19 protein-coding genes are annotated in these 20,639 nt (G+C 34.7%); 4 read left to right on the top strand and 15 right to left on the bottom strand.

Going from position 1 to position 20,639, the window contains the following annotated elements; all coding sequences use genetic code 11:
* Nucleotides 1-46 precede the first annotated feature (46 nt).
* The 8 genes from HMPREF9703_RS02715 to HMPREF9703_RS02685 form a co-directional block, all read right to left on the bottom strand.
* Entirely contained in the window at nt 47-2,503 is a 2,457-nt protein-coding gene (locus HMPREF9703_RS02715; protein WP_244325507.1) for a type 2 lanthipeptide synthetase LanM family protein, read from the bottom strand.
* 26 nt (nt 2,504-2,529) lie between these two features.
* The gene (locus HMPREF9703_RS08560) at nt 2,530-3,273 is read right to left on the bottom strand and encodes a hypothetical protein (protein ID WP_004635388.1); all 744 of its coding nucleotides are present in this window, start codon (nt 3,271-3,273) and stop codon (nt 2,530-2,532) included.
* Between the two features lie 86 nt (nt 3,274-3,359).
* A complete protein-coding gene (locus tag HMPREF9703_RS02710) occupies nt 3,360-3,587 on the bottom strand; it encodes a plantaricin C family lantibiotic (RefSeq protein WP_004635387.1) in 228 nt (75 codons plus the stop codon).
* Between the two features lie 48 nt (nt 3,588-3,635).
* Nucleotides 3,636-4,352: an ABC transporter permease gene (locus tag HMPREF9703_RS02705; RefSeq protein ID WP_004635386.1), complete on the bottom strand. Its 717-nt coding sequence runs from the start codon at nt 4,350-4,352 to the stop codon at nt 3,636-3,638.
* Between the two features lie 19 nt (nt 4,353-4,371).
* The gene (locus tag HMPREF9703_RS02700; protein ID WP_004635385.1) at nt 4,372-5,106 is read right to left on the bottom strand and encodes an ABC transporter permease; all 735 of its coding nucleotides are present in this window, start codon (nt 5,104-5,106) and stop codon (nt 4,372-4,374) included.
* 4 nt (nt 5,107-5,110) lie between these two features.
* Nucleotides 5,111-6,019 carry an ABC transporter ATP-binding protein gene (locus HMPREF9703_RS02695; protein WP_040376902.1) on the bottom strand — a complete coding sequence of 303 codons (909 nt, stop codon included), beginning with the start codon at nt 6,017-6,019 and terminating at the stop codon, nt 5,111-5,113.
* Between the two features lie 712 nt (nt 6,020-6,731).
* A complete protein-coding gene (locus tag HMPREF9703_RS02690) occupies nt 6,732-8,033 on the bottom strand; it encodes a coiled-coil domain-containing protein (RefSeq protein WP_004635383.1) in 1,302 nt (433 codons plus the stop codon).
* 274 nt (nt 8,034-8,307) lie between these two features.
* A complete protein-coding gene (locus HMPREF9703_RS02685) occupies nt 8,308-8,952 on the bottom strand; it encodes a metal-dependent transcriptional regulator (protein WP_004635382.1) in 645 nt (214 codons plus the stop codon).
* A 171-nt stretch (nt 8,953-9,123) separates the two neighbouring features.
* Between HMPREF9703_RS02685 and HMPREF9703_RS02680 the strand changes: the two genes are divergently transcribed.
* Nucleotides 9,124-9,684 carry a biotin transporter BioY gene (locus HMPREF9703_RS02680; protein WP_004635381.1) on the top strand — a complete coding sequence of 187 codons (561 nt, stop codon included), beginning with the start codon at nt 9,124-9,126 and terminating at the stop codon, nt 9,682-9,684.
* A gap of 45 nt (nt 9,685-9,729) precedes the next feature.
* On the opposite strand, the gene treC is transcribed toward HMPREF9703_RS02680, so the two are convergent.
* The 7 genes from treC to rpmH form a co-directional block, all read right to left on the bottom strand.
* Nucleotides 9,730-11,385 carry an alpha,alpha-phosphotrehalase gene (gene treC, locus HMPREF9703_RS02675; RefSeq protein WP_004635380.1) on the bottom strand — a complete coding sequence of 552 codons (1,656 nt, stop codon included), beginning with the start codon at nt 11,383-11,385 and terminating at the stop codon, nt 9,730-9,732.
* Nucleotides 11,386-11,463: 78 nt separating this feature from the next.
* Complete coding sequence (gene treP / locus HMPREF9703_RS02670; protein ID WP_004635379.1) at nt 11,464-12,972, bottom strand: PTS system trehalose-specific EIIBC component; 1,509 nt, start codon at nt 12,970-12,972, stop codon at nt 11,464-11,466.
* A 186-nt stretch (nt 12,973-13,158) separates the two neighbouring features.
* Nucleotides 13,159-14,442 carry a bifunctional folylpolyglutamate synthase/dihydrofolate synthase gene (locus HMPREF9703_RS02665; RefSeq protein ID WP_004635378.1) on the bottom strand — a complete coding sequence of 428 codons (1,284 nt, stop codon included), beginning with the start codon at nt 14,440-14,442 and terminating at the stop codon, nt 13,159-13,161.
* 73 nt (nt 14,443-14,515) lie between these two features.
* Nucleotides 14,516-15,442: an RNA-binding cell elongation regulator Jag/EloR gene (gene jag, locus HMPREF9703_RS02660; protein WP_004635377.1), complete on the bottom strand. Its 927-nt coding sequence runs from the start codon at nt 15,440-15,442 to the stop codon at nt 14,516-14,518.
* Between the two features lie 24 nt (nt 15,443-15,466).
* The gene (locus tag HMPREF9703_RS02655) at nt 15,467-16,342 is read right to left on the bottom strand and encodes a YidC/Oxa1 family membrane protein insertase (protein ID WP_004635376.1); all 876 of its coding nucleotides are present in this window, start codon (nt 16,340-16,342) and stop codon (nt 15,467-15,469) included.
* A 13-nt stretch (nt 16,343-16,355) separates the two neighbouring features.
* Complete coding sequence (rnpA, locus tag HMPREF9703_RS02650; RefSeq protein ID WP_004635375.1) at nt 16,356-16,715, bottom strand: ribonuclease P protein component; 360 nt, start codon at nt 16,713-16,715, stop codon at nt 16,356-16,358.
* A 108-nt stretch (nt 16,716-16,823) separates the two neighbouring features.
* Nucleotides 16,824-16,964, bottom strand: a complete 141-nt coding sequence (rpmH, locus tag HMPREF9703_RS08720) for a 50S ribosomal protein L34 (RefSeq protein WP_004635374.1) — start codon at nt 16,962-16,964, stop codon at nt 16,824-16,826.
* A gap of 518 nt (nt 16,965-17,482) precedes the next feature.
* Here rpmH and dnaA point away from each other — a divergent pair.
* The 3 genes from dnaA to yaaA all read left to right on the top strand — a co-directional run bounded on the left by dnaA (nt 17,483) and on the right by yaaA (nt 20,638).
* Nucleotides 17,483-18,820: a chromosomal replication initiator protein DnaA gene (gene dnaA, locus HMPREF9703_RS02645; RefSeq protein WP_004635373.1), complete on the top strand. Its 1,338-nt coding sequence runs from the start codon at nt 17,483-17,485 to the stop codon at nt 18,818-18,820.
* Nucleotides 18,821-19,050: 230 nt separating this feature from the next.
* A complete protein-coding gene (dnaN, locus tag HMPREF9703_RS02640; protein WP_004635372.1) occupies nt 19,051-20,187 on the top strand; it encodes a DNA polymerase III subunit beta in 1,137 nt (378 codons plus the stop codon).
* 214 nt (nt 20,188-20,401) lie between these two features.
* Nucleotides 20,402-20,638 (top strand): S4 domain-containing protein YaaA, encoded by a 237-nt coding sequence (gene yaaA, locus HMPREF9703_RS02635; RefSeq protein WP_004635371.1) that lies wholly within the window; start codon nt 20,402-20,404, stop codon nt 20,636-20,638.
* Nucleotide 20,639 lies beyond the last annotated feature (1 nt).

Below are 20,639 nucleotides of genomic sequence, written 5' to 3'. Positions count from 1 at the left end.
CTTTTATAGTTACCTAAAGTAGAATAGAGCTATATATATTAAAATTTTATTCAAGTAATAATATAAACGGTAGGTCTTCATTCATTAAACTTAATAATCCAAACCCTATTCCTGAGAGCCCCAACATCATACCTGGAGAATTCTTATAAGGAATTCCGCACTCCCACTTATCTTTTAATTGGCTAATCAGATGTGACATATAAATATCGTATCTTTTGTCTATATCATTTTTCGTATTCAATTCTGATGATGCATACTTTAGAATTAACATATTTCCCAAATCTCCATGACACAAACAGTGACTATGTCCAAATCCATTTTTTAAAGTGGTTCTAACAGCAATTTCAATGTCTTCATCAATTTTATTTTTTCTTTTTTCTGATAAAGGTAGATTATGTTTTTTTAATGACGCTCTACTTAATAGAATTCCACTTGCTCCATGACACCATGCAACGGGCATGTTGGAACTCAAGTTATTATATTCAATACCTTCTTCTGTTTCACGTCTATCAACCCAGTTTTTATCATCTTCACTATATAAATAATCTTCATATCTTAGTGCTTTTTCAATAACTTCTATATATCGTTCATCTGGTAAGTAAGAATACAGTTTCGATAATGCCCAAACAATTCCAGAAACGCCATGCGCAAAACCTCCCAATGCATTTCTCGAAGCAATACCTATCCAAGCAATGCTGTTGTTATCCATCTCTATATAGTTATCAATGATTTGTTCTGCATACTGTTGACACACTTCTAAAATAGCATCATTAGATGTCAAATCGTAATATCTCAATAAAATAGCTATTACCCCTGATGAACCAATTATAATATCATGCTCATTTCCAACTGATATATTTTTCTTACATTCTTTGAAAATCCATGATCTTATTTTTTCTAATTCATCTAAGTCAAATATTCCTCCTAATTCTTCTTCTAGTATCGTAAGTGCGTATATAATAGGTGTTTCACCAGAAAAACCACCAAACATAACCTCTGAATTAATATTTGTTCTTTTTCTAACATTTTTTATATAATTTATAATACTTTTATAACATCTTTTTACCATGATTAAATATTTGTTTTGTTTAGTTTCTTTATACAGAAATATAAAATAAATCATTATTCCTGATAATCCACTGTATAAATCCATACTAGTAGGCACCATGTTCCAATCATTAGCTTTTTCTCCAATTACATTCATATCAATCCAACTAACATCCCCGTTCATTCCAATAAATGACTGATTAATCAAATAATCACCTATATTAGTAGATATTTCTAAAAGTTGCTGGTCTAAATGATTTTTATTTAATTTGTCATCATTTATCTCTATAATTTTTCTATCATTTTCTCGCTGGGACTCCGCTTTATTATATTCAGAATCATAATTCAAAGCTGTTTCAATCAATTCCACCTGTAACGTCAAATCTTTGTCCCCTAAAATATTTATCTTTTCTTTAACGAGAGCAATACTAGAGTGCTTGAATATCGATTCAATTTCTGAACCATCCTTAGTCGTTATATTGTTTTTGCTGACATTTGATATTAACCACGGAATATCATTCTTTAACAAAGAAGTAAACTCTATTTCCGAAACTTTTCTAAATGAATTATTTTCATCAAAGTATATCCATAGCTTGGAAAACAACATTTCCCTATCAATAGCACTTCTCAAAAAATCAGGATGCAATGATATCTGGATTAATGTTGTATAATATTGTGTAGGTCTTAAAATTTGTCTTGCATAAATCTCTTTGTAATTTTCAACTTGATTTATTATTTCTTTTTTATTTATGTTTTTAATTTTAGTGTATGATTCAATAAACCCTTTTTTCAAATACTTATGATAACTTGTAAGACTAATTTCTTCTCCTATTATATATGGGTTATTTTTTTGAGATGCTAACGTAGATGTCTTATATTCTACTTTCATATTATCTTTGTTTACATTAGTAATACTGGCTTGTTCTATAGGAATTTCCTTATTCTCACTAGTTGATATGGCACTAATATCTACACCGTTTTTACCATTTTGTGCCCAAACTAAATTAGGTAAAATTCCTACTGTCCTGACAGAATTCTCTAATAGTTCATTTACTCTATCAGCAGCTGTATCTATACCACTCGTATTTGAAGTATTGTTATGAAATAATGTCTCCAAGTCTATCAATACAGGATGTTTTCCTTTTGCAATAATATTTTCATAATGTATATCATTCCCACGAAGTAGATAAAACAAAAATAATAATTGTCCCAATTCAGTATAATAGTTTTTGAAATCACTATAATCCTTACACTCTTCGTGTGGAATATACTCTACCCAACCGTATTCAGTATGATTTATGATTTTTAAACTATATAAATGACTTTTGGTCACTTCATTGAACCATTTAATTGTACTTTGAAAAGTTACATCCATTTTTAAATCTCTTGGTTTATAGACAACAGAAGTACCTTCCTCAAAATGAAGTATAATTACAGTTTGTCCTCCATTGTGCACATCAGAAGTATTCAATTCAATACTGTTTAATTCTCCCTCAATTTTAAAAGTTTTTCTAAATCATCTTTATCTGACAAAATTCTATCTATAAATCGTGTTGTATTATTTATCCATTTTTGAGTTGCCTCACACATCAACCTGAACATTACAGGGTATTCCTCTAAAATCAACCAATAATTATCACTTAAGTATTGAGTCGAAAAATAATTATATCTTTCCTCAGATGTTTCTCCTGCTAGTTTGTTTTCTTCTCTAGCTATATTTAATTCTAAAATAAGAGTTCTATATGAAATTTCGGCTAATTGGTCATATAAATAGATTAATAATTTATTAAATACATTATCTGATATACCGGGAATATTTTTCCAATAGTTTTCAAATCTTAATATCGCTAATTTTAAAAATGGTTCATGAAAACCATAAAACATTGGTAGTTCTTTTTGCCCAATATCTCCTATTATATAAAATTCAGGTAAAATAATAGATTCAATGGAAAGGACTTGTAAGTCGTGAATCAATTGGTTCCACAATACATTCGTTTCAGTAACTTTGCATGAGAAATTATCATTTTCCGATAATAATTCGTTTAAATTAGCTGTATTTATCCCTAATCCATTGGATAAAATATTCTCAATTTCTCTTTCGTTAACACCTAGAAATTTTTTCCAATACTGTAACCTGTTTTCTGATTTATAATTATTAGTCTCATCATGCTGAATATCTCTTTCAAAAGAATATAAACCATTTTTAAACTTATCTATCAATTTCATTCATTTTACCTCCCGAAAACAGTATTTTCTTCTCTATATGTACGCGAGGAGGAAATACCTGTAGTACACCTCCTCACACAATCTTATTAACAGCACGCTACAGTAAATACTGGACATTCAGCAGTAATCGTACAAGCACGACCACATGAATGTCTTCCTGAATAACAACGACAGTAAGTATTAGCTGTGCCTGATGCCATTACTTTATCAATATCGTCACTCTTCAATTCTCTGAAAATATCTCCTGCTGGATTATCGTAGTCCTCTTCTTTCTCATATACAGGTGTCTTCCAGTTGTTCACTTTGTTCTTCATAATATTTCCTCCTCTCATTTAATTTATAAATAAGCATTTATGCTATATTTACCATGATTCTTGTTGTGCTATTTTTTTATAAATGAACACTGCACAAATTGCTATCACGCACAAAATAACAACCGATGAACTATACTCATATAGATTTGACTCCTTAAATCCTGAAATATTAAATAATGCATTTACAGGGTATAAATAGGATATTGCCGTTTGTTCTATAAAAACACTGACAAAAGAACTTACAAACCCTACCATAACAGCTAGTTGCATATTATAATCCATGTAAATTATGACCGACAAAATTAACATTGCAATCACATACAGACCATTAGAGTGCACGACATATTCAAATAAATACTTTAATACAATTTCCTGAGTTAATATATTACTGTGTATTTTTTCTAATACTAATGTAAACACAAATATACTTGATGTAAATATCATACTTACAACCCAAATAAATTTAGATTTATTCAAAATTAAATGACTTTTTCGAACAGGAATTGTTAAAATATTTATGTAAACACTATTCTCTCGCTCAATTATAAAAGACGCTGATCCAATTAATGTGAATACTGGCAGTAGAAGATAATACGTCCCCACAATCAATGTATTCTGTAAAGTCCATCCGGGTTCAGCAGCATAAGGGATGCCCACATATTTTACATTACCCATTAGATAGTGAATTCCTATATTGAGCACTACAATCAAAATTAAAACAATAATCAACTTACTCCGCTTCATTTTTTTAAATTCTAATACCATCTACAATACCTCCGAAAGATCATAACTCTTGCTTCTTCAAAATTTTATTCATGGCAAAAAGAACGATGATTGTATAGAAAATTATACTAATAACCATTAGTGCAATATTGCTATTAACTTCGACACCTTCCATACTACCATACCAAATTATATGCGGAGCTGTAGCCAAAGGGATAATCCCGTTCATGAAATTTGTTAAAAAGAATGATGCAATAATATACATGCTTCCAATTAAATTAGTTATAACAACATTTCCCTTTGTGGCTACGGATATCAGTGTAACAGGTAGCATTGATAAAAAAATCACAAGTGAAGTTAAAATACATAACCACAGATACCGGAAAATCAATAGCCATGTCATACTAAATCGAAACCTTGTTACATACCCAATTACACAAACACTTATCCAAATCATTACCATAGCAACACTCAAAACAATATAAATGGCAATTAATTTAGCGGCAATTATTTTTTGTTTGGAAATTGGAATAACCGTTAAATTTTTCATAACTTCATTACGATAATCATCTGAAATTGTGCTACTACTCAAAGACAATAAAATAAATGGTAATAATAGAAATCCTGTATAACTTAATGAAAATTTGTATAAATGAATAAATTGATCAAATAATCCAACTGCTTGGGCAGTGTACACCGACATCATCGTAATATAAATCCCTAATACGCTTGCATATACCCACATTTGTTTCATTCGAGTTATTTTTGTTATCTCCGTCGATACTAAATCTAACATTAAATTACCTCGTTTCTGTTACACGTTGAAATTGTTCTTCTAATGTCAATTTCTCCCTCATAATTCCCTCGATATCGACATCATTTTGGGTTAGTAATTTATTTACTTCAGATATATCCATATCTTTAGAAAGCAATCGTACTCCTTTTGCTGTATTTATCATATTATGTTGGCTAACTCCTGCTTCTAATAATACTGATTTTACTTTATCAAAATTAGATGTAAAAATATGAATAGTAACTTGGCTATTTTCATTCATTTTTTTTAGATTTATATATTTAACAAGCTCTCCCTCATCAATAATACTCACTTCATCTGCTACTTGTTCCACTTCAGAAAGAATATGACTAGAAATAAGTAATGTTTTTCCTTGTCTTTTCATCTCTTTACATAATTCTCTAATTTCAATAACGCCTGATGGGTCCAAACCATTTGTTGGTTCGTCCAAAATTAAGATATCCGGATCATGCATAATCGCATTTGCAATAGCTAATCGTTGTTTCATTCCTAAAGAATATTCTTTGAATTTTTTTGAATCTGCGTATGGAAGATTTACTATAGTTAATGCTTCTTGTACTGCTTGTTTATCTAACTCTCTAAGTTTTGCAAAAATTGACAGATTTTCTGTTCCAGTTAAGTTAGGGTAAAAACCCGGTGTTTCTATCATACAACCAACTTGTTTCAGAACATTTCTTCCTTTTTCCGTCAATTGATTTTCTCCTAGAATAAATATACTTCCACTAGTTGGTTTAATTAAGCCTAATATACTTTTCAGTATTGTTGTTTTTCCAGCGCCATTCTTCCCAAGTAAAGCATGAATAGTCCCTTCAACTATATTTATATTAATTGATTTAATAACAGCTACATTGTCGTACGATTTCGTCAAATTATTAATTTCTATTACGTTTTTCATATAGTACATAACACAAAAGTGTTACTCACTCCTCTCAAATTTAAATTAAGTTAAAAATTTATATCTTATTCATGGATTATTAGCACAAATTGTTATACATATATACCTGTCATTAAAAATATTTCCTTTTGACCTTATCATTAATCTCAACACTTCACCAAATTGATATATTACCTTATGCTCTATCCTCACTTATCTTAACTACTGTATATAAATCAAAAAATAATATTTTTCACTTGTGAGTTTCTCAGTTCTAAAATACATATGAAAGCGAATACTTATTAATGATTAAATTGTACCATATTATTTAATTGTATACAATTTTAAAACTAAAATTTCACAAAAAAAATCACAAAGTGCAAAAAATACCCCAAGTGACGTGCTGTTGTACGTCATTCAAGGAGTTGTTAGACATTATCAATAGTCAATTGCCTCAGAATATGCCTCTATAATCGTATTTAAAAGTCCAATTGCTTATTGATGTTATCGAGTTCTTCTTCAAGACGAACGAAGCATCTAGTACATGGGAAATGAGTAGCTTGGAATATTCTCATTTTTTCATTTAAATTGGTCTTACCACATTATTTGAGAAATCACATAATTTTATTTATTAGAAAAACACCACAACAGATGTGTCGATAGGAGAAGCTGCCTGTCATAGCAACTCTCACGACAACAATCGATGTGGTATCTATACATGTATTATATTATTTTATCGCGTGTAGACGTCGAACCAACCAGCGTGACAGCTTGCGCACGTATCGTATACTTTTCCTTGACTGCCGAATGGTGTATCAATAATCGTTCCGTGACCGACACTACTGCTGGCAGCTAAGACGATATAGCCTTCACCATCGCGAACGAATCCATCTGCTGTGTGACGACCAGGAATGTTCAATCCGCCACCGGGTAGGACACGTTCTGAATAGAACGTCCATTTCTTCCCAAGTGCATTAATGACCCCTTGAAATTCTAAATCATCAATTGAATATTGAGCAGTTGTTGGGACAGCTGCTTGTGGTTGTATTGGTTCTTCTTGTACTTCTGGTTCTGTCTGTGTTTGTGATTCTTCTTGCACTTGTTGGTCAGGCTGTTTTTGTGTCTCTGGCTCTGGTTGTGATTGTTCAGCCTCTGCCGGTTCAGTTTCTGTCACTTGAGGTTCTTCCACTGACTGTTCAGCTGCCGAATCATCAGTTGGTTCAGCCGGTTCTTCGTTCTCTTCTATTGCAACAGTCTCTTCAGCTTGTGGCTGTTGCGTCTCTTCTGCTGATTGACTTGCAACTTGCTTAGCTTCTTCATTACTAGATGCGTCTTCCTGAACTTCTTGCTCAGCTTGACGTTCTTCAACTAGTTCTTCAGCCCGACGACAAATCTCAACTATCTCTGACTCTTCTTTCAACGTCTCGAAATCTTCGCGATTCTCTTCAATTAATCTTTCCAAGTCAGCTATTTCAGTATGAACTGATTGTTTTTTTGCGTCAATTGTCTCTTTTTTGTTAGAAAGATCTGTTTGTTTCGTTTCAAGTGACTGCACTAGTTGGTCGAGCTCATCTTTTTGTGCTTGCAGTGATTGTATTTGATCTGAATTAGCTTGGGTTAATTGAACGACCGCATTAACGCGAGCAATGATGTCTTGGAATGATTCAGCTTCAAGAAGTGATAAGACAGCATTCTCATTCACATTAGATAATTGCATATTTTGTAAGCGTGATTTAGCTTGATCGAAGTAGTCCTGAATGATTGCTTCTTGCTGGGAAATATCCTCTTCTGTTTGTGCGATTTCTGCTTCGATGCCATCAATCGTCTCATCAATCTGGACAAGTTCATTATTCAAATCTTCAATCGTCTGAACAGATGACCGAACTTGTTGTCTTAAATCTTCTAAGTTAGTTTCAGAATCTGCTACTTTGTCTTGAGCTTCTTCTGCATAAACATGATCTACTGTCATAGTAGCACTCGGTCCTGTCAATAAAGCCAAAATGGAGGCTGTTTTTAAAATGTTTTTCAATTTCATAGTTAAGATGCTCCTCATCTATATAATTCTATATAATGATTACATGATTGAACATAATGTCTTCCAATCGACACCTACCATTATAACAGGAGAACCGATCTATTCTATGACAGCTCGATAACAATTTATTACATCCCAACTACAATATCGGCCACCCTTTGTCATCGGATTGTAAATTTTAGGCAGGAAACAATCGATAACCCACTCCCTACCAACATAAAAAACCACAATCGCATCAGAATAAGTGCTCTCTGAATCAATTGTGATGATTTATTTATTGACCAAAAATACGAAATGCCGCTTTATAACTGACTAAAATATTTTCTTCATCGTTATTCGTTAACGTGATGGGGCCTTCGTACGGTTCAATTTCCGTAATTTGATACGTTTCGTTCAACTGGATTCCTTTATCCGTCAAATAAGTTAAAAATTCAGTATCATCATCGACTTGTTTCACCTTGAAAGATTCACCTTGTTTGCATTCTACTAAAGCATGATATTGATTAACGATGACTTCTCCATCTGAGGTTGGAATGGTGTCCCCGTGCGGATCAACTGTCGGGTGTCCTAAGAAAGCATCTAAGCGCTCAATTAACTTATCCGAAGAAATATGTTCCAATAAATCAGCATCTGTATGCACTTCATCCCACTCATAACCTAATTTTTCTGCCAAGAACACTTCCCATAGACGGTGGCGCCGTATTAATTGATTAACGATACGAACCCCTTTATCCGTCAGTTTTACCCCTTTATAAGGTTCATATGTAATAATTGATTGCTTCACCAAGCGCGTATTCATATCCGTAATCGCTGCAGCCGATACATTCAAGTATTCCGCCAAACTTTTATTATTAATCAGTTTAGACATGCCACCTAGTTCGTAAATAGCCTTTAAAAAATTCTCTTTATTTGGTGTCATTTCTGTCCCCTTCCCCCATTACTTTTTTTCATTATACATGAAATAGCTCTTAATGCGTAGTAGAGACATGAGATCTTTTTAATTAAATTTTTCAGTAACTAGTTTGAATATCAAATTAAAATATAGTATACTATTTCTAGAAATAATCTAATAAAGCAAAAGGAGATAATAATGAGAACTCTAACAACAAAGGATTTAGTCTATATTTCCGTACTAACAGCTATGCTTTGCGTAGCATCATTGGTCGCTATTCCCGTTGGTATCGGTATTCCCATTACATTACAAGTCTTTTTCTGGCTACTTATTCCTGCATTACTTAAAGCTTATCGTGGATTTTTAAGCCTAGCTCTTTATGTGTTAATTGGATTGATTGGTATTCCTGTATTTGCGGGAGGAACTGGTGGCTTTCAAGCTGTTCTTTCTCCTTCATTTGGTTTCCTTCTTGGTTCACTTATCATCGCTTTATACATTGGGAAGGTCGCACAGAAACGTCCCTCTCTATTAACAATGATTTTACACATGATTGTGGCTATTCTTATTTTATATACGATTGGAATTCTTTATCAATATTTCATTTTTAATGTCATTGCTGAATCAGGCGGTTCTACGACACTTATCAGTCTGATTATTGCCAACGTTTCATCTTTCTTACCACTCGATATTCTAAAAGCTATCCTTGCCGGTATTGTTTATGACCGACTTATCCGTCATACTCGCTTCAAAAACATATAAATTAGTGAAAGAACGCTACTAAGTACATAGCGTTCTTTTTTTGCTCTATTCTAACAAAAAAGCAATTGATTCATAAGGTTGGAGTATAAGTTGTTGCTCTAGCGCATGTTGGTCATAATTACCGATCAGTACTCGTGCATCTTTTTTCAAAAAATCTTCCGGTACATCAATAGCTGTCTGCTTTCCATAAAAATTATTAACTACTAGTAGTTGCTGATTGTTATATTCACGTATATAACTGTAAACATTGGAATGATCCAAGTGAATACTACGATATGTTCCCTCTGATATCACCGCATAATCTTTCCGTAATCGAATCAACTGCTTATAATAATCCCTGATATGCTGACTCGGATCAGTCACATTTGTATTGATATATTTATAATTAGAAGCAACTTCTAGCCAAGGTTGACCTGTCGTGAAGCCAGCTTGGTCCTCACTAGTCCACTGCATTGGTGTACGACTATTATCACGCGATTTTACTTGAATAATGGCCAACGCTTCTGAATTATTCATCCCTTGTGCCAAAAGCGTTCTATATGCATTATGTGTTTCTACATCATCATATTGATCAATCGACTCATAATTTGGATTGGTCATACCAATCTCTTCTCCTTGATAAATATAAGGTGTTCCACGTAATAAATGAATCGTTGTTGCTAGCATCGTTGCTGATTCGTACGGATAATTAACTGGATCAGCGAAGCGACTATTAGATCGTGGTTGATCATGATTGTTCCAAAATAAAGCATTCCATCCATTGCCTGCCTGCATTCCTGTTTGCCAATGATCTAATAAACGCTTCAATTCATCAAAATCAAAGTCCATCAAGGTCCATTTACTTCCCTCTTTATAGTCAACTTTTAGATGATGAAAGCTGAAAACCATGTCCAATTCATTTGACTCAGAATGGGAATATTGGACACTATTGGATACATTCGTCGAACTCATCTCACCAACTGTTATGATATCATCATATGGGCCAAAGGTACGTTTATTCAGCTCTCGCACCCACTCATGAACAATCGGCGTATCTGTATATTCTTTTTTCCCCACACCATCAGCAGCATCTTTTAGATCTTGACTTTTACCAATAACATTGAGTACATCGAAGCGAAAACCTTTAACTCCTTTGTCAATCCAAAAATTAACCACATCATATAATGCTTCTCTTACCTCTGGATTATGCCAGTTCAAATCAGCTTGAGTCTTGTCATACAAACAAAGATAATAATAGTCGCTATCTCCCAATTGATTCCAAGCGGGTCCACCAAATTTTGACTCCCAATTTGTCGGTAAGCTTCCATCTGGTTGTGCTTGACGCAAAATGAAGTAATCTTGATACTGTTCTTCGCCGTTAAGTGCTCGTTGGAACCACTCATGCTCTGTTGAAACATGATTCAACACCATATCGAGCATTAAGCCAATATTATATTTAGACGCTTCTTGGACAAGTTTGTCAAAGGTGTCAAAATCCCCATACATTGGATCAATTGATTTATAATCTGCAATATCATAGCCATTATCATTCTGAGGTGATTTATAAAAGGGATTTAACCACAACAAATCAATACCTAAATCAGCTAAATACGGTAACTTTTCAATAACCCCTTGTAGATCACCCATTCCTGTTCCAGTTGTATCCTTCCAAGACTTAGGATAGACTTGATAAACAACTTTATCATGAAAATTTTTTCCCATGGTATCATCCTTTCTCCTAAAAAGTTCCATGATAACCTTTTGATGCTTATCATGGAACTTTTTATTATCTATTTCTGCTTAACTTCCTAATTTTGGAATCGGTAGTCCTTCTAGTTTCTGATCGGTTAAGACATTATACTTCTCGAAGATAAAGACTAGCACGAATGGTACAAAGAAGGCAATTGCCATTGCAATACCGAAATTCAAGTAAGAACTATTGGTTGCAGATAGAATCCCAGGCAATCCGCCGACACCAATCGTATACGCTGCGGTGCTTGTCGCTACCGAGTACATTCCTGCAAACGCTGATCCAATCATTCCTGCTACGAGTGGATAAACGTACTTAATATTTATCCCGAAAAGAGCAGGTTCTGTTACACCTAGATACGCTGAAATAGCTGCCGGCAGAGACACAGCACTTTCTTTTTCATCATGACGGTTCTTCCACCAAATAGCTAATACCGCTGATCCTTGTGCAATATTGGAGAAAGCAATCATCGGCCATAAAATTGTCTGATTGTACTCAGCAACCAATTGTAAGTCAATAGCATTCGTCATATGATGTAACCCCGTGACAACGAATGGCGCATATAATCCACCAAAGATGAAGCCGAATAACCAGTTAAATGACCCACTGAGTCCCCACTGTACACCGTTTGCTAACCATTTACCCAATTGCCAACCAATGGGACCAATCACAGCATGGGCAATAAAAATTGTGGGCACTAAAGCAAAGAATGGCACAACAATCATCGAAATCGCTTCTGGTGTAATTTTACGGAAAAATCGCTCTAGATATGCAAGCGTAAATCCGGCTAACATCGCAGGAATAACTTGAGCTTGATACCCAATCATATCAAGTTGGAAAAAACCAAAGTCCCACTGCTGTACATCTCCAGCTAAGATTTCTTGTACACCATATGCATTCAGAAGCTGTGGGGATACTAATGTAATTCCTAAAACAATTCCTAAAATTTGAGTAGTCCCCATTTTACGCGTAACAGCCCATGTAATTCCAACCGGCAAGAAGTGAAAAATCGCTTCTCCCGGTAACCATAAGAAATGATTCACTCCATTCCAGAACGGGGACACTTCAACAATGGTGTTATAAATCGGCTCGCCTGATTCTGTAAAAGCTGGTGCTCCATCTGCTATTGCTTGCCCTAATGCTTGAATTTGAATACCTTCCAGTACGTTTCTAAAGCCAAGGATTAACCCTCCAATAATAATGGCTGGTATAAGTGGTGAAAAAATTTCAGCTAAATTGGCCATTAATTGTTGCAGCCAATTCATATTGCCTTTCCCCGCACTTTTCACGCTATCTTTAGACGTTCCTTCAATACCGGAAACCGCTTGAAATTCATTAAAAAAGTCTGACACACGGTTGCCAATAATGACCTGGAACTGTCCCGCTTGTGTGAATGATCCCTTGACGGATTCCAATTCTTCTATTTGATTCTTATCCGCTCTACTAGGATCAACTAACACGAAGCGCATTCGTGTGGCGCAGTGTGTCACTGCTTGGATATTGTCCTTACCACCGACCAACTTTAAAAGAGATTGCGCATCTCGCTTAAAGTTCGACATATTCTTTCCTCCTTATAATTTTTATATGAGAGAACCGTTATTATTGCTAGTGTATTGGAATATTCATTGCTTAAACTATTCATAAGTATGATTAGCAAATTATAAACTTGTTCTCCTGATTATTACATCGCTTACATTAAGCATAAATAAAACTCAAACGAAAAGCAATACATTATTATTTTGTTGTTATAATGTTTTTTTATACAGTGTTAATATATCCCCTACCAGATAAAGTGACCCAAAGATAACAATATGTTCATCATCCGTTGCTTCTGTGTCGATATATTGCTTAATAGCTTGAACATTAGAGATAACAGTTGTTGGTGTACTGCTCTCAGTTAAGTGATCCGCCACCTGTTCCGGATTAAAGCCCCGTTCACTATCTGGTGATAGCACATAACATTTACCGGCAATGTGTCCCATTTGATCAGAAATCATCATATAATTACGGTCTGCCATCATTCCAACGAATAATGTCCATTTTTTATTGGGGGCAATCTGTTCCAATGATTTGCTCAACATCATAACCCCTTCTTCATTATGGGCCCCATCCACTAAGACAAATGGTTGCTCGCTTAACTGCTCCATTCGTCCTGACCATTTTGTTCTAGATAACCCTTCATAAATTTGAGCCGTTGAAATAGCGTATCCTTGCCGGTTTAAAACATGGACCGCTTCAACAGCAACCATCGCATTATACACTTGATGAATGCCAGAGAGTTGAATCGTTAAATCTGACCAATCTTTATAATCAAATACTTGTTGGCCGTATGTTGATGCTTTAATAGTGACTTGATTTTTGTCCAATTGAGTCAAAGGAGCGTCTAATTCATTTGACACATCTGCAAATATATACCGTATTTCTTCTTGGACAGGATAAATAACAGCTGGACAATTGGATTTTATAATGCCAGCTTTATGTTGCGCAATAGCTGTCAAATCTGTACCTAACACATGCATATGATCATGTCCAATTGATCCAATAACTGACACTAATGGCTTAGCAGTCACATTAGTTGCATCAATTCGCCCTCCAACTCCTGTCTCTAAAATCACAATATCTGGTTGCTGTTGCTGGAAGTATAGTAAAGCAATTGCCGTCAAAATCTCAAATGAATAAAATTTTTCACCTCGGTCAACTTCTAATCGAGCTACAATTGGTTGAATTGTTTCTGTCAAATGAATCAAATCATCCGTCAAAATCTGTTGTCCATTGATTTGAATCCGTTCATTAATTCGTTCTAAATGTGGACTTGTAAATACCCCTACACGATAACCAGCTTCTTGCAAGATTTGTGATATATATGCACAAATAGAACCTTTTCCATTCGTTCCTGCAACATGAATACAAGGCAAGTTTTGTTCTGGATGATCAAGTTCAATCAACAATTGTTTCATCCGATCCAAATTTTTCTTTTTTCCATTTCCTCGGTTTGTATTGATTAATCCAATAACATCAGCAAAGTCCATGTCAGTTTCCTCCCAGTTGATTTAAAAAAGAGCGCCACAGATAAAAGATAAACAGTGGCACTCCTATGAATAATTATTTTGTCGGTTCTACAACTAAATAGCGGTTCGGTTCTTTTCCTTCTGAATGAGTTTTCACACCTGAATAATGATGGAGATAACGATGGATTTGTTTGCGTTCATGCGCTGGCATAGGCTCTAAAATAACCGGCTGATTAGTTCGTTTCACTTTATTAGCTGTTTTTTCGGCTAAGTGCTGAACGGTTCCACGACGACGACTACGGTAATTTTCTGCATCTACTCGCACATATAATTTATTATCCGCGTGTTGATGCAATTGAATTTGAGCAAGACGTTGTAGACCATTCAATACCTTCCCGTGACGGCCAATCACTAACCCAGCATCTTCCGTCGTAATATCAAACAAAACTTGTTCACTATCTTGACTTAATTCAACGGTCGCATCATCAATTCCCATTGCTTGAATAACGCGCTTCAGATAATCATGTACATGTTGGATAGCTTCTTGATCCTCCTGATTTTCTTCTGGATCATCTTCATCATATGCTGTGTCTTCACTAGCTACTTCCGCAACTTCAGCAGACTCAGGAGCTGCCTTCTCATGCTCCTCATTTGTCGCTTCTTTTTCCATTGATTCTGTTACAGTCGCTTCTGTCTTTTCAGAGAAGCTCTCATCTTCCGACTGAACAGGCTCATCCATGGCCTCTGTCAATACTGTCGCTGATAATGATTCGTTTGTAGGGACCTCTTTTACTGACTTATCTATCGACAAATCGGTTGCTTCTGCTAGTACTTGATCAAATTTATTGGACTCTTTTCGCCGAACAGTTACAATAGCATCTTTTTGACCAATACCTAAGAAACCTTTTCGCCCTTCTGACTGTATATCAATAATAGCTTCTTCGCGAGAAATACCTAATTTCTGCAAACCTTCTTCAATGGCCGCTTGAGTGGTTGCTCCTTGTGCAACATATTTATCCATGATTTTATCCTCCTTTAGCTATAGCTATTTTTTAATATTTCGTCCATATTTTTTTGCTTTTTTGATTGCTCGTTTGCGACGTTGTTCTTCTGCCGCTTTTCTCTCTGCTTCTTCTTTTGCTTCACGGCGTTTTTTAAATGGATTGTTAAAGATTAATGTTTGAATTACCGCAAAAATATTAGATGCTACGAAGTATAATGCTAACCCGCTCGACAAGTTCACAGTAATAAGAATAATAAAGGCTGGCATAACAATGCTCATTACTTTACCACCCATTCCAGAATTATCACGGCCCATCTGCATTAAGTAGGTATTCGCAAACATAAATAATCCAGCTAACAGCGGCAAAATGTAGTATGGATCAGGTTGTCCTAAGTTTACCCATAAGAAAGAGCCCGTTGCTAATTCTGGTGTTCGACTAACTGCAGAGTACACCGCAATAAAAATCGGCATCTGAATCAGCATAGGTAAACAACCCATTAATGGGTTAACACCGTGTTCATCGTATAATTTTTGTGTTTCTTCTTGTAATTTTTCTTTTGTTTTTGAATCTGTTGCAGAATATTTTTCTTTTAATGCTTCAATTTCAGGTTGTAATTCTGTCATTTGAGACATATTTTTTTGTTGCATATTTGTCAGTGGAATTAATAAAATTCGAGAAATCAAGGTAATGATAATAATTCCAATACCATAATTACCGCCGAATAAGTCAGATGACCAAATAATAAATCGGGAGAAATACCAAATTAATCCTTCCCACAAGCCATCATAATCTGGTCCTATTGGTTGATGGTTCGCTCCTCCGCGAGCACAAGCAGACAAAATAATAGCTACTCCTACAACACTAACCATCAATAGCCATCGTTTATGTTGTTTTAATTGTTTTAGTCGCTGTATCATAGTTTTCCTCTCTTCAATTTCTCTTTGGTTGAACTGTTAATTGAGCTAAGTTTAACACATGTAAGAGACTTTGTTTGCACTCAGCAACACTCATCGCTACAGCGGGTTGTCTGGCAATCACGATAAAATCAACTTCATGAATAAGACGTTGTGTCTGATCACATTCTAAAATCGCCTGTCTTATTTTGCGTTTTACCTGATTGCGCATCACTGCATTACCTAGTCGCTTACTAACGGAGATGCCCACGCGAAAATGTGGCTGCTGAGGTTTCTTTAACCAATATATAACAAATTGTCGGTTAGCTACTGATCGGCCTTGATCAAATACGTACTGAAAATCAGATTCAGATTTTACCCGATAAGCCTTTTTCACATTACAAGCATCCTCTCTTTATATCTACTAAAAAATAGACGACAATCCCCATAATTGGGCAATCGTCGCCTACTGCTCGTTTCATTCGATGATGAAACTTATATCGAATTAGTAACTTAAACGTTTTCTACCTTTACGACGTCGATTTTTTAAAATTTTACGACCGCTCTTAGTTTTCATACGTTTACGGAAACCGTGATTCTTTTTCCCTCTACGTTTACTTGGGTTATATGTTGGTCCTTGAGACATAGTTGACACCTCCTGAATCGTCACTTTAAAAGTTTGTGTAGTTTATTTCTATCACATTTTTATAGATAAACAGACTCTATTATTTTAGAAAACTATTGCACAATTGTCAAGCCTATTTTTTAATCCAATTAAAAATATTTTCTTTTAGCATGTTTAACTCCTACACAATATTATCCACAACCTTGTTTATTATTATACCGTAAATTTTAAAATTAACAACCTATTCATAGATTAATCCACAAGTAAACAGGATGTGATTCTATCCTTATGGAAAAATAAATTAAGTTGTGGATAACAAATCTTAGTACTGATAAATCAGTATTTTATATTTTTGACTTATCCACAAAACCTGTTAATTGTCTCTTTCTCAACTAAGTTATACACACCTTATTTTTATCTTGTGGATAACATTTCCTCATCACTGAATACTTTTATTAACAATTACTTTTTCTGTGGAAAACTTTTTTATTTCATGTTACAATAAATATACGAAAATTTTTACTCTAGGAGGCGTGTACGTGGAAGATAAACAAAAATTATGGGCTTTTTTACGAGAATCATTCGAAAAACCACTGACAAAAGTTAGCTTTGATACTTGGATCGAAACAGCCACACTAATTGATATCAGCCAGGATAGTATTACTATTGAAGTTCCTGGCGAGTTGCATAAAAATTACTGGCAAAATAACTTAGCAACAAAAGTGGTTGAAATATTATATGAATTCTACGGGCGTGAAATGACACCACTATTCATTACTACAGATGAACAAGCGAAAAAAGATGATCGTATCACCAAAAAAAATACGCCGTCGCAAGAGATTATCAAAAACCCTTTTAAATCTAGTCGCTTAAATGACAAGTATTTATTCGACACATTTGTAATTGGGAAGGGCAATCAGATGGCTCATGCAGCAGCTTTAGTTGTTTCAGAAGAACCGGGTACTATTTATAATCCACTCTTTTTCTATGGAGGAGTCGGGCTAGGAAAGACCCACTTAATGCATGCGATTGGTCACCAACATTTATCAATTCATCCTAATGCAAATGTCAAATATGTCACGAGCGAAAATTTTGCCAATGACTACATCAATTCTATTCAAGACCGAACGCAAGAGAGTTTCCGGCAAGAATACCGTAATGTTGATCTCTTATTAGTTGATGATATTCAATTTTTTGCAGACAAAGAAGGAACGCAGGAAGAATTTTTTCATACCTTTAATGAACTCTACGATAAACGCAAGCAAATCGTCTTAACAAGTGATCGCTTACCGAATGAAATTCCAAAATTACAAGAACGGCTTGTTTCTCGCTTTGCTTGGGGCCTATCTGTTGATATTACACCACCTGATTTAGAGACGCGAATTGCTATTTTACGCAAAAAAGCTAAAGCTGAAGGACTGGAAATTCCTGACGATACGCTTAGTTATATTGCCGGTCAAATTGATTCCAATATTCGTGAATTAGAAGGCGCCTTAGTGCGTGTTCAGGCCTATTCTGCTATCCAACAGAGTGATATAACAACTAGTCTAGCTGCTGACGCCCTCGGTAGTATGACTAAAGTTGACAAAAAAGATAACTTGACTATTGCTGATATTCAAAAAACCGTTTGTAAGTATTACGGGATTACTTTAGCCGAAATGAAAGGTAAAAAACGCAATAAGCACATTGTCTTACCGCGTCAAATCGCTATGTATATTTCACGTGAATTAACGGATAATTCCCTCCCTAAGATCGGAAAAGAATTTGGAGGAAAAGATCATACAACCGTTATTCATGCCCACGAAAAAATCGAAAATCTAGTCGATGAAGATCCTGAAATAACAGATAACATTCAAAAAATAAAACAACAGCTCTAGCGTGTTGTGGATAAGTTAATCAATTGCGCACACATTAGCACACAAGTTTTCCACAAGTGGATAACCCATTAGGACCGGCGACACTTTAGTTTTCCACAGTATTAACAGGCCCTACTACTATTACTATCTATTTAATTAAATATAATAAATAAGCCTGCCCATGCTCTCTCATATCAACGTGACTTATGATATACTATAAACAGCACTACTTAATTAAAGGAGAATCGATCGTGAAATTTACCGTAAAACGTACTGCTTTTTTAAATAAATTAAAAGATGTTCAACTAGCCATTTCGACTAAAGCCACAATTCCTATTTTGACAGGAATTAAATTAGTGGTTGCTCAAGATGGGATTCATCTAACTGGAAGCAATTCAGATATTTCGATTGAAACATTTATTGATCGTGATGATCAATCTGTCGATCTAACGATTGAAGAAACTGGATCCATTGTCTTGCAACCAGCACATCTTTTCAGCAATATTGTCGGAAAATTACCAGATACGCATTTTACTGTTGAATTAGATGAACGGAATCAAGCCCAAATAACATCAGCATCCTCTTCTTTTTCAATTAATGGTATCGAAGCTTCTAAATATCCTAAATTACCGGATATTAACTTAGATCATGCGTTCTTATTGCCAACTGTTTTATTAAAAAATATTATTCGCCAAACAGTTATTGCCGTATCTAATCATGAAAGTCGCCCAATTCTAACCGGGGTTAACTTATCCTTTAAAGATGAGACGTTAAAAGCTGTCGCAACTGATAGCCACCGCTTAAGTCAACGAGTTATTCCTCTTGAAGGTGATCATGAAGAAACATTTAATATTGTTATTCCGGGTAAAAGTTTGACGGAATTATCGAAGTTACTAGACGAGAACACAAGTCATGTCAAGCTAGCCATTGTGGATAATCAAATTTTATTTAATGTGAAGGATACGTATTTCTATTCACGTTTGTTAGAAGGGAATTACCCAGCAACCGATCGCTTAATTCCAGAGAAGTCCAATACTGATATTGTCTTAGATGTACAAACTTTATTAGGAGCGGTTGAGCGGGCATCACTTTTAAGTCATCAAGGAAAGAATAATGTAGTTAAATTATCTGCTACAGCTGATCAATTGATGATTACGGGTCAATCACCTGAAATTGGTCATGTCGAAGAGATCGTAGAATTTGATTCCTTTATGGGTGATCCGATTGATATTTCTTTTAACCCGGATTATCTCAAACAAGCACTTAATGCGTTTGGGGTAGGAGAAGTTACGATGAAACTTTTATCAACCTTACAACCATTTGTTTTAATGCCTAATGATGAGAATAAAGATTTTATCCAACTGATTACACCTATTCGCACCTCTTAATTAAAAACTGAGTAAAAATAAGTGAGCTACATTTTCAGTAGCTCGCTTATTTTTTGTTTTAAGCCATTTTTTATAAAAGTAATAGGAAAGGTTCAAAAACACCTAAAAACTGCTCTAACGTTTATTGGATTAGATTTTATAGGCTATTTCTGCTATAATAGTAGGTAGATGGTAAATTGATGAAATACATAATGAGTAAAATAGGAGTGACTATATGACACCTGAAACAGTCCAAATTGATGATCAGTATATTACATTAGCTCAGTTTTTAAAATATATTAATATTATCGGTAGCGGGGGCGAAGCAAAATTGTTCCTAGCTGATATTGAAGTGCTATATAATGGCGAAATTGAACAACGTCGCGGAAAAAAACTATATCATGGTGATGTTATTGATATCCCTGCCCTAGACTTATCATTTGTAATTGATGCAGATGGCGTAGCTGAGTAAT

It is taken from the genome of Dolosigranulum pigrum ATCC 51524 (genome assembly GCF_000245815.1).
Lineage (GTDB): Bacteria > Bacillota > Bacilli > Lactobacillales > Carnobacteriaceae_A > Dolosigranulum > Dolosigranulum pigrum.
The sequence above is the reverse complement of the archived record's forward strand: the minus strand, read 5'-3'. Positions and strand labels throughout refer to the sequence as shown.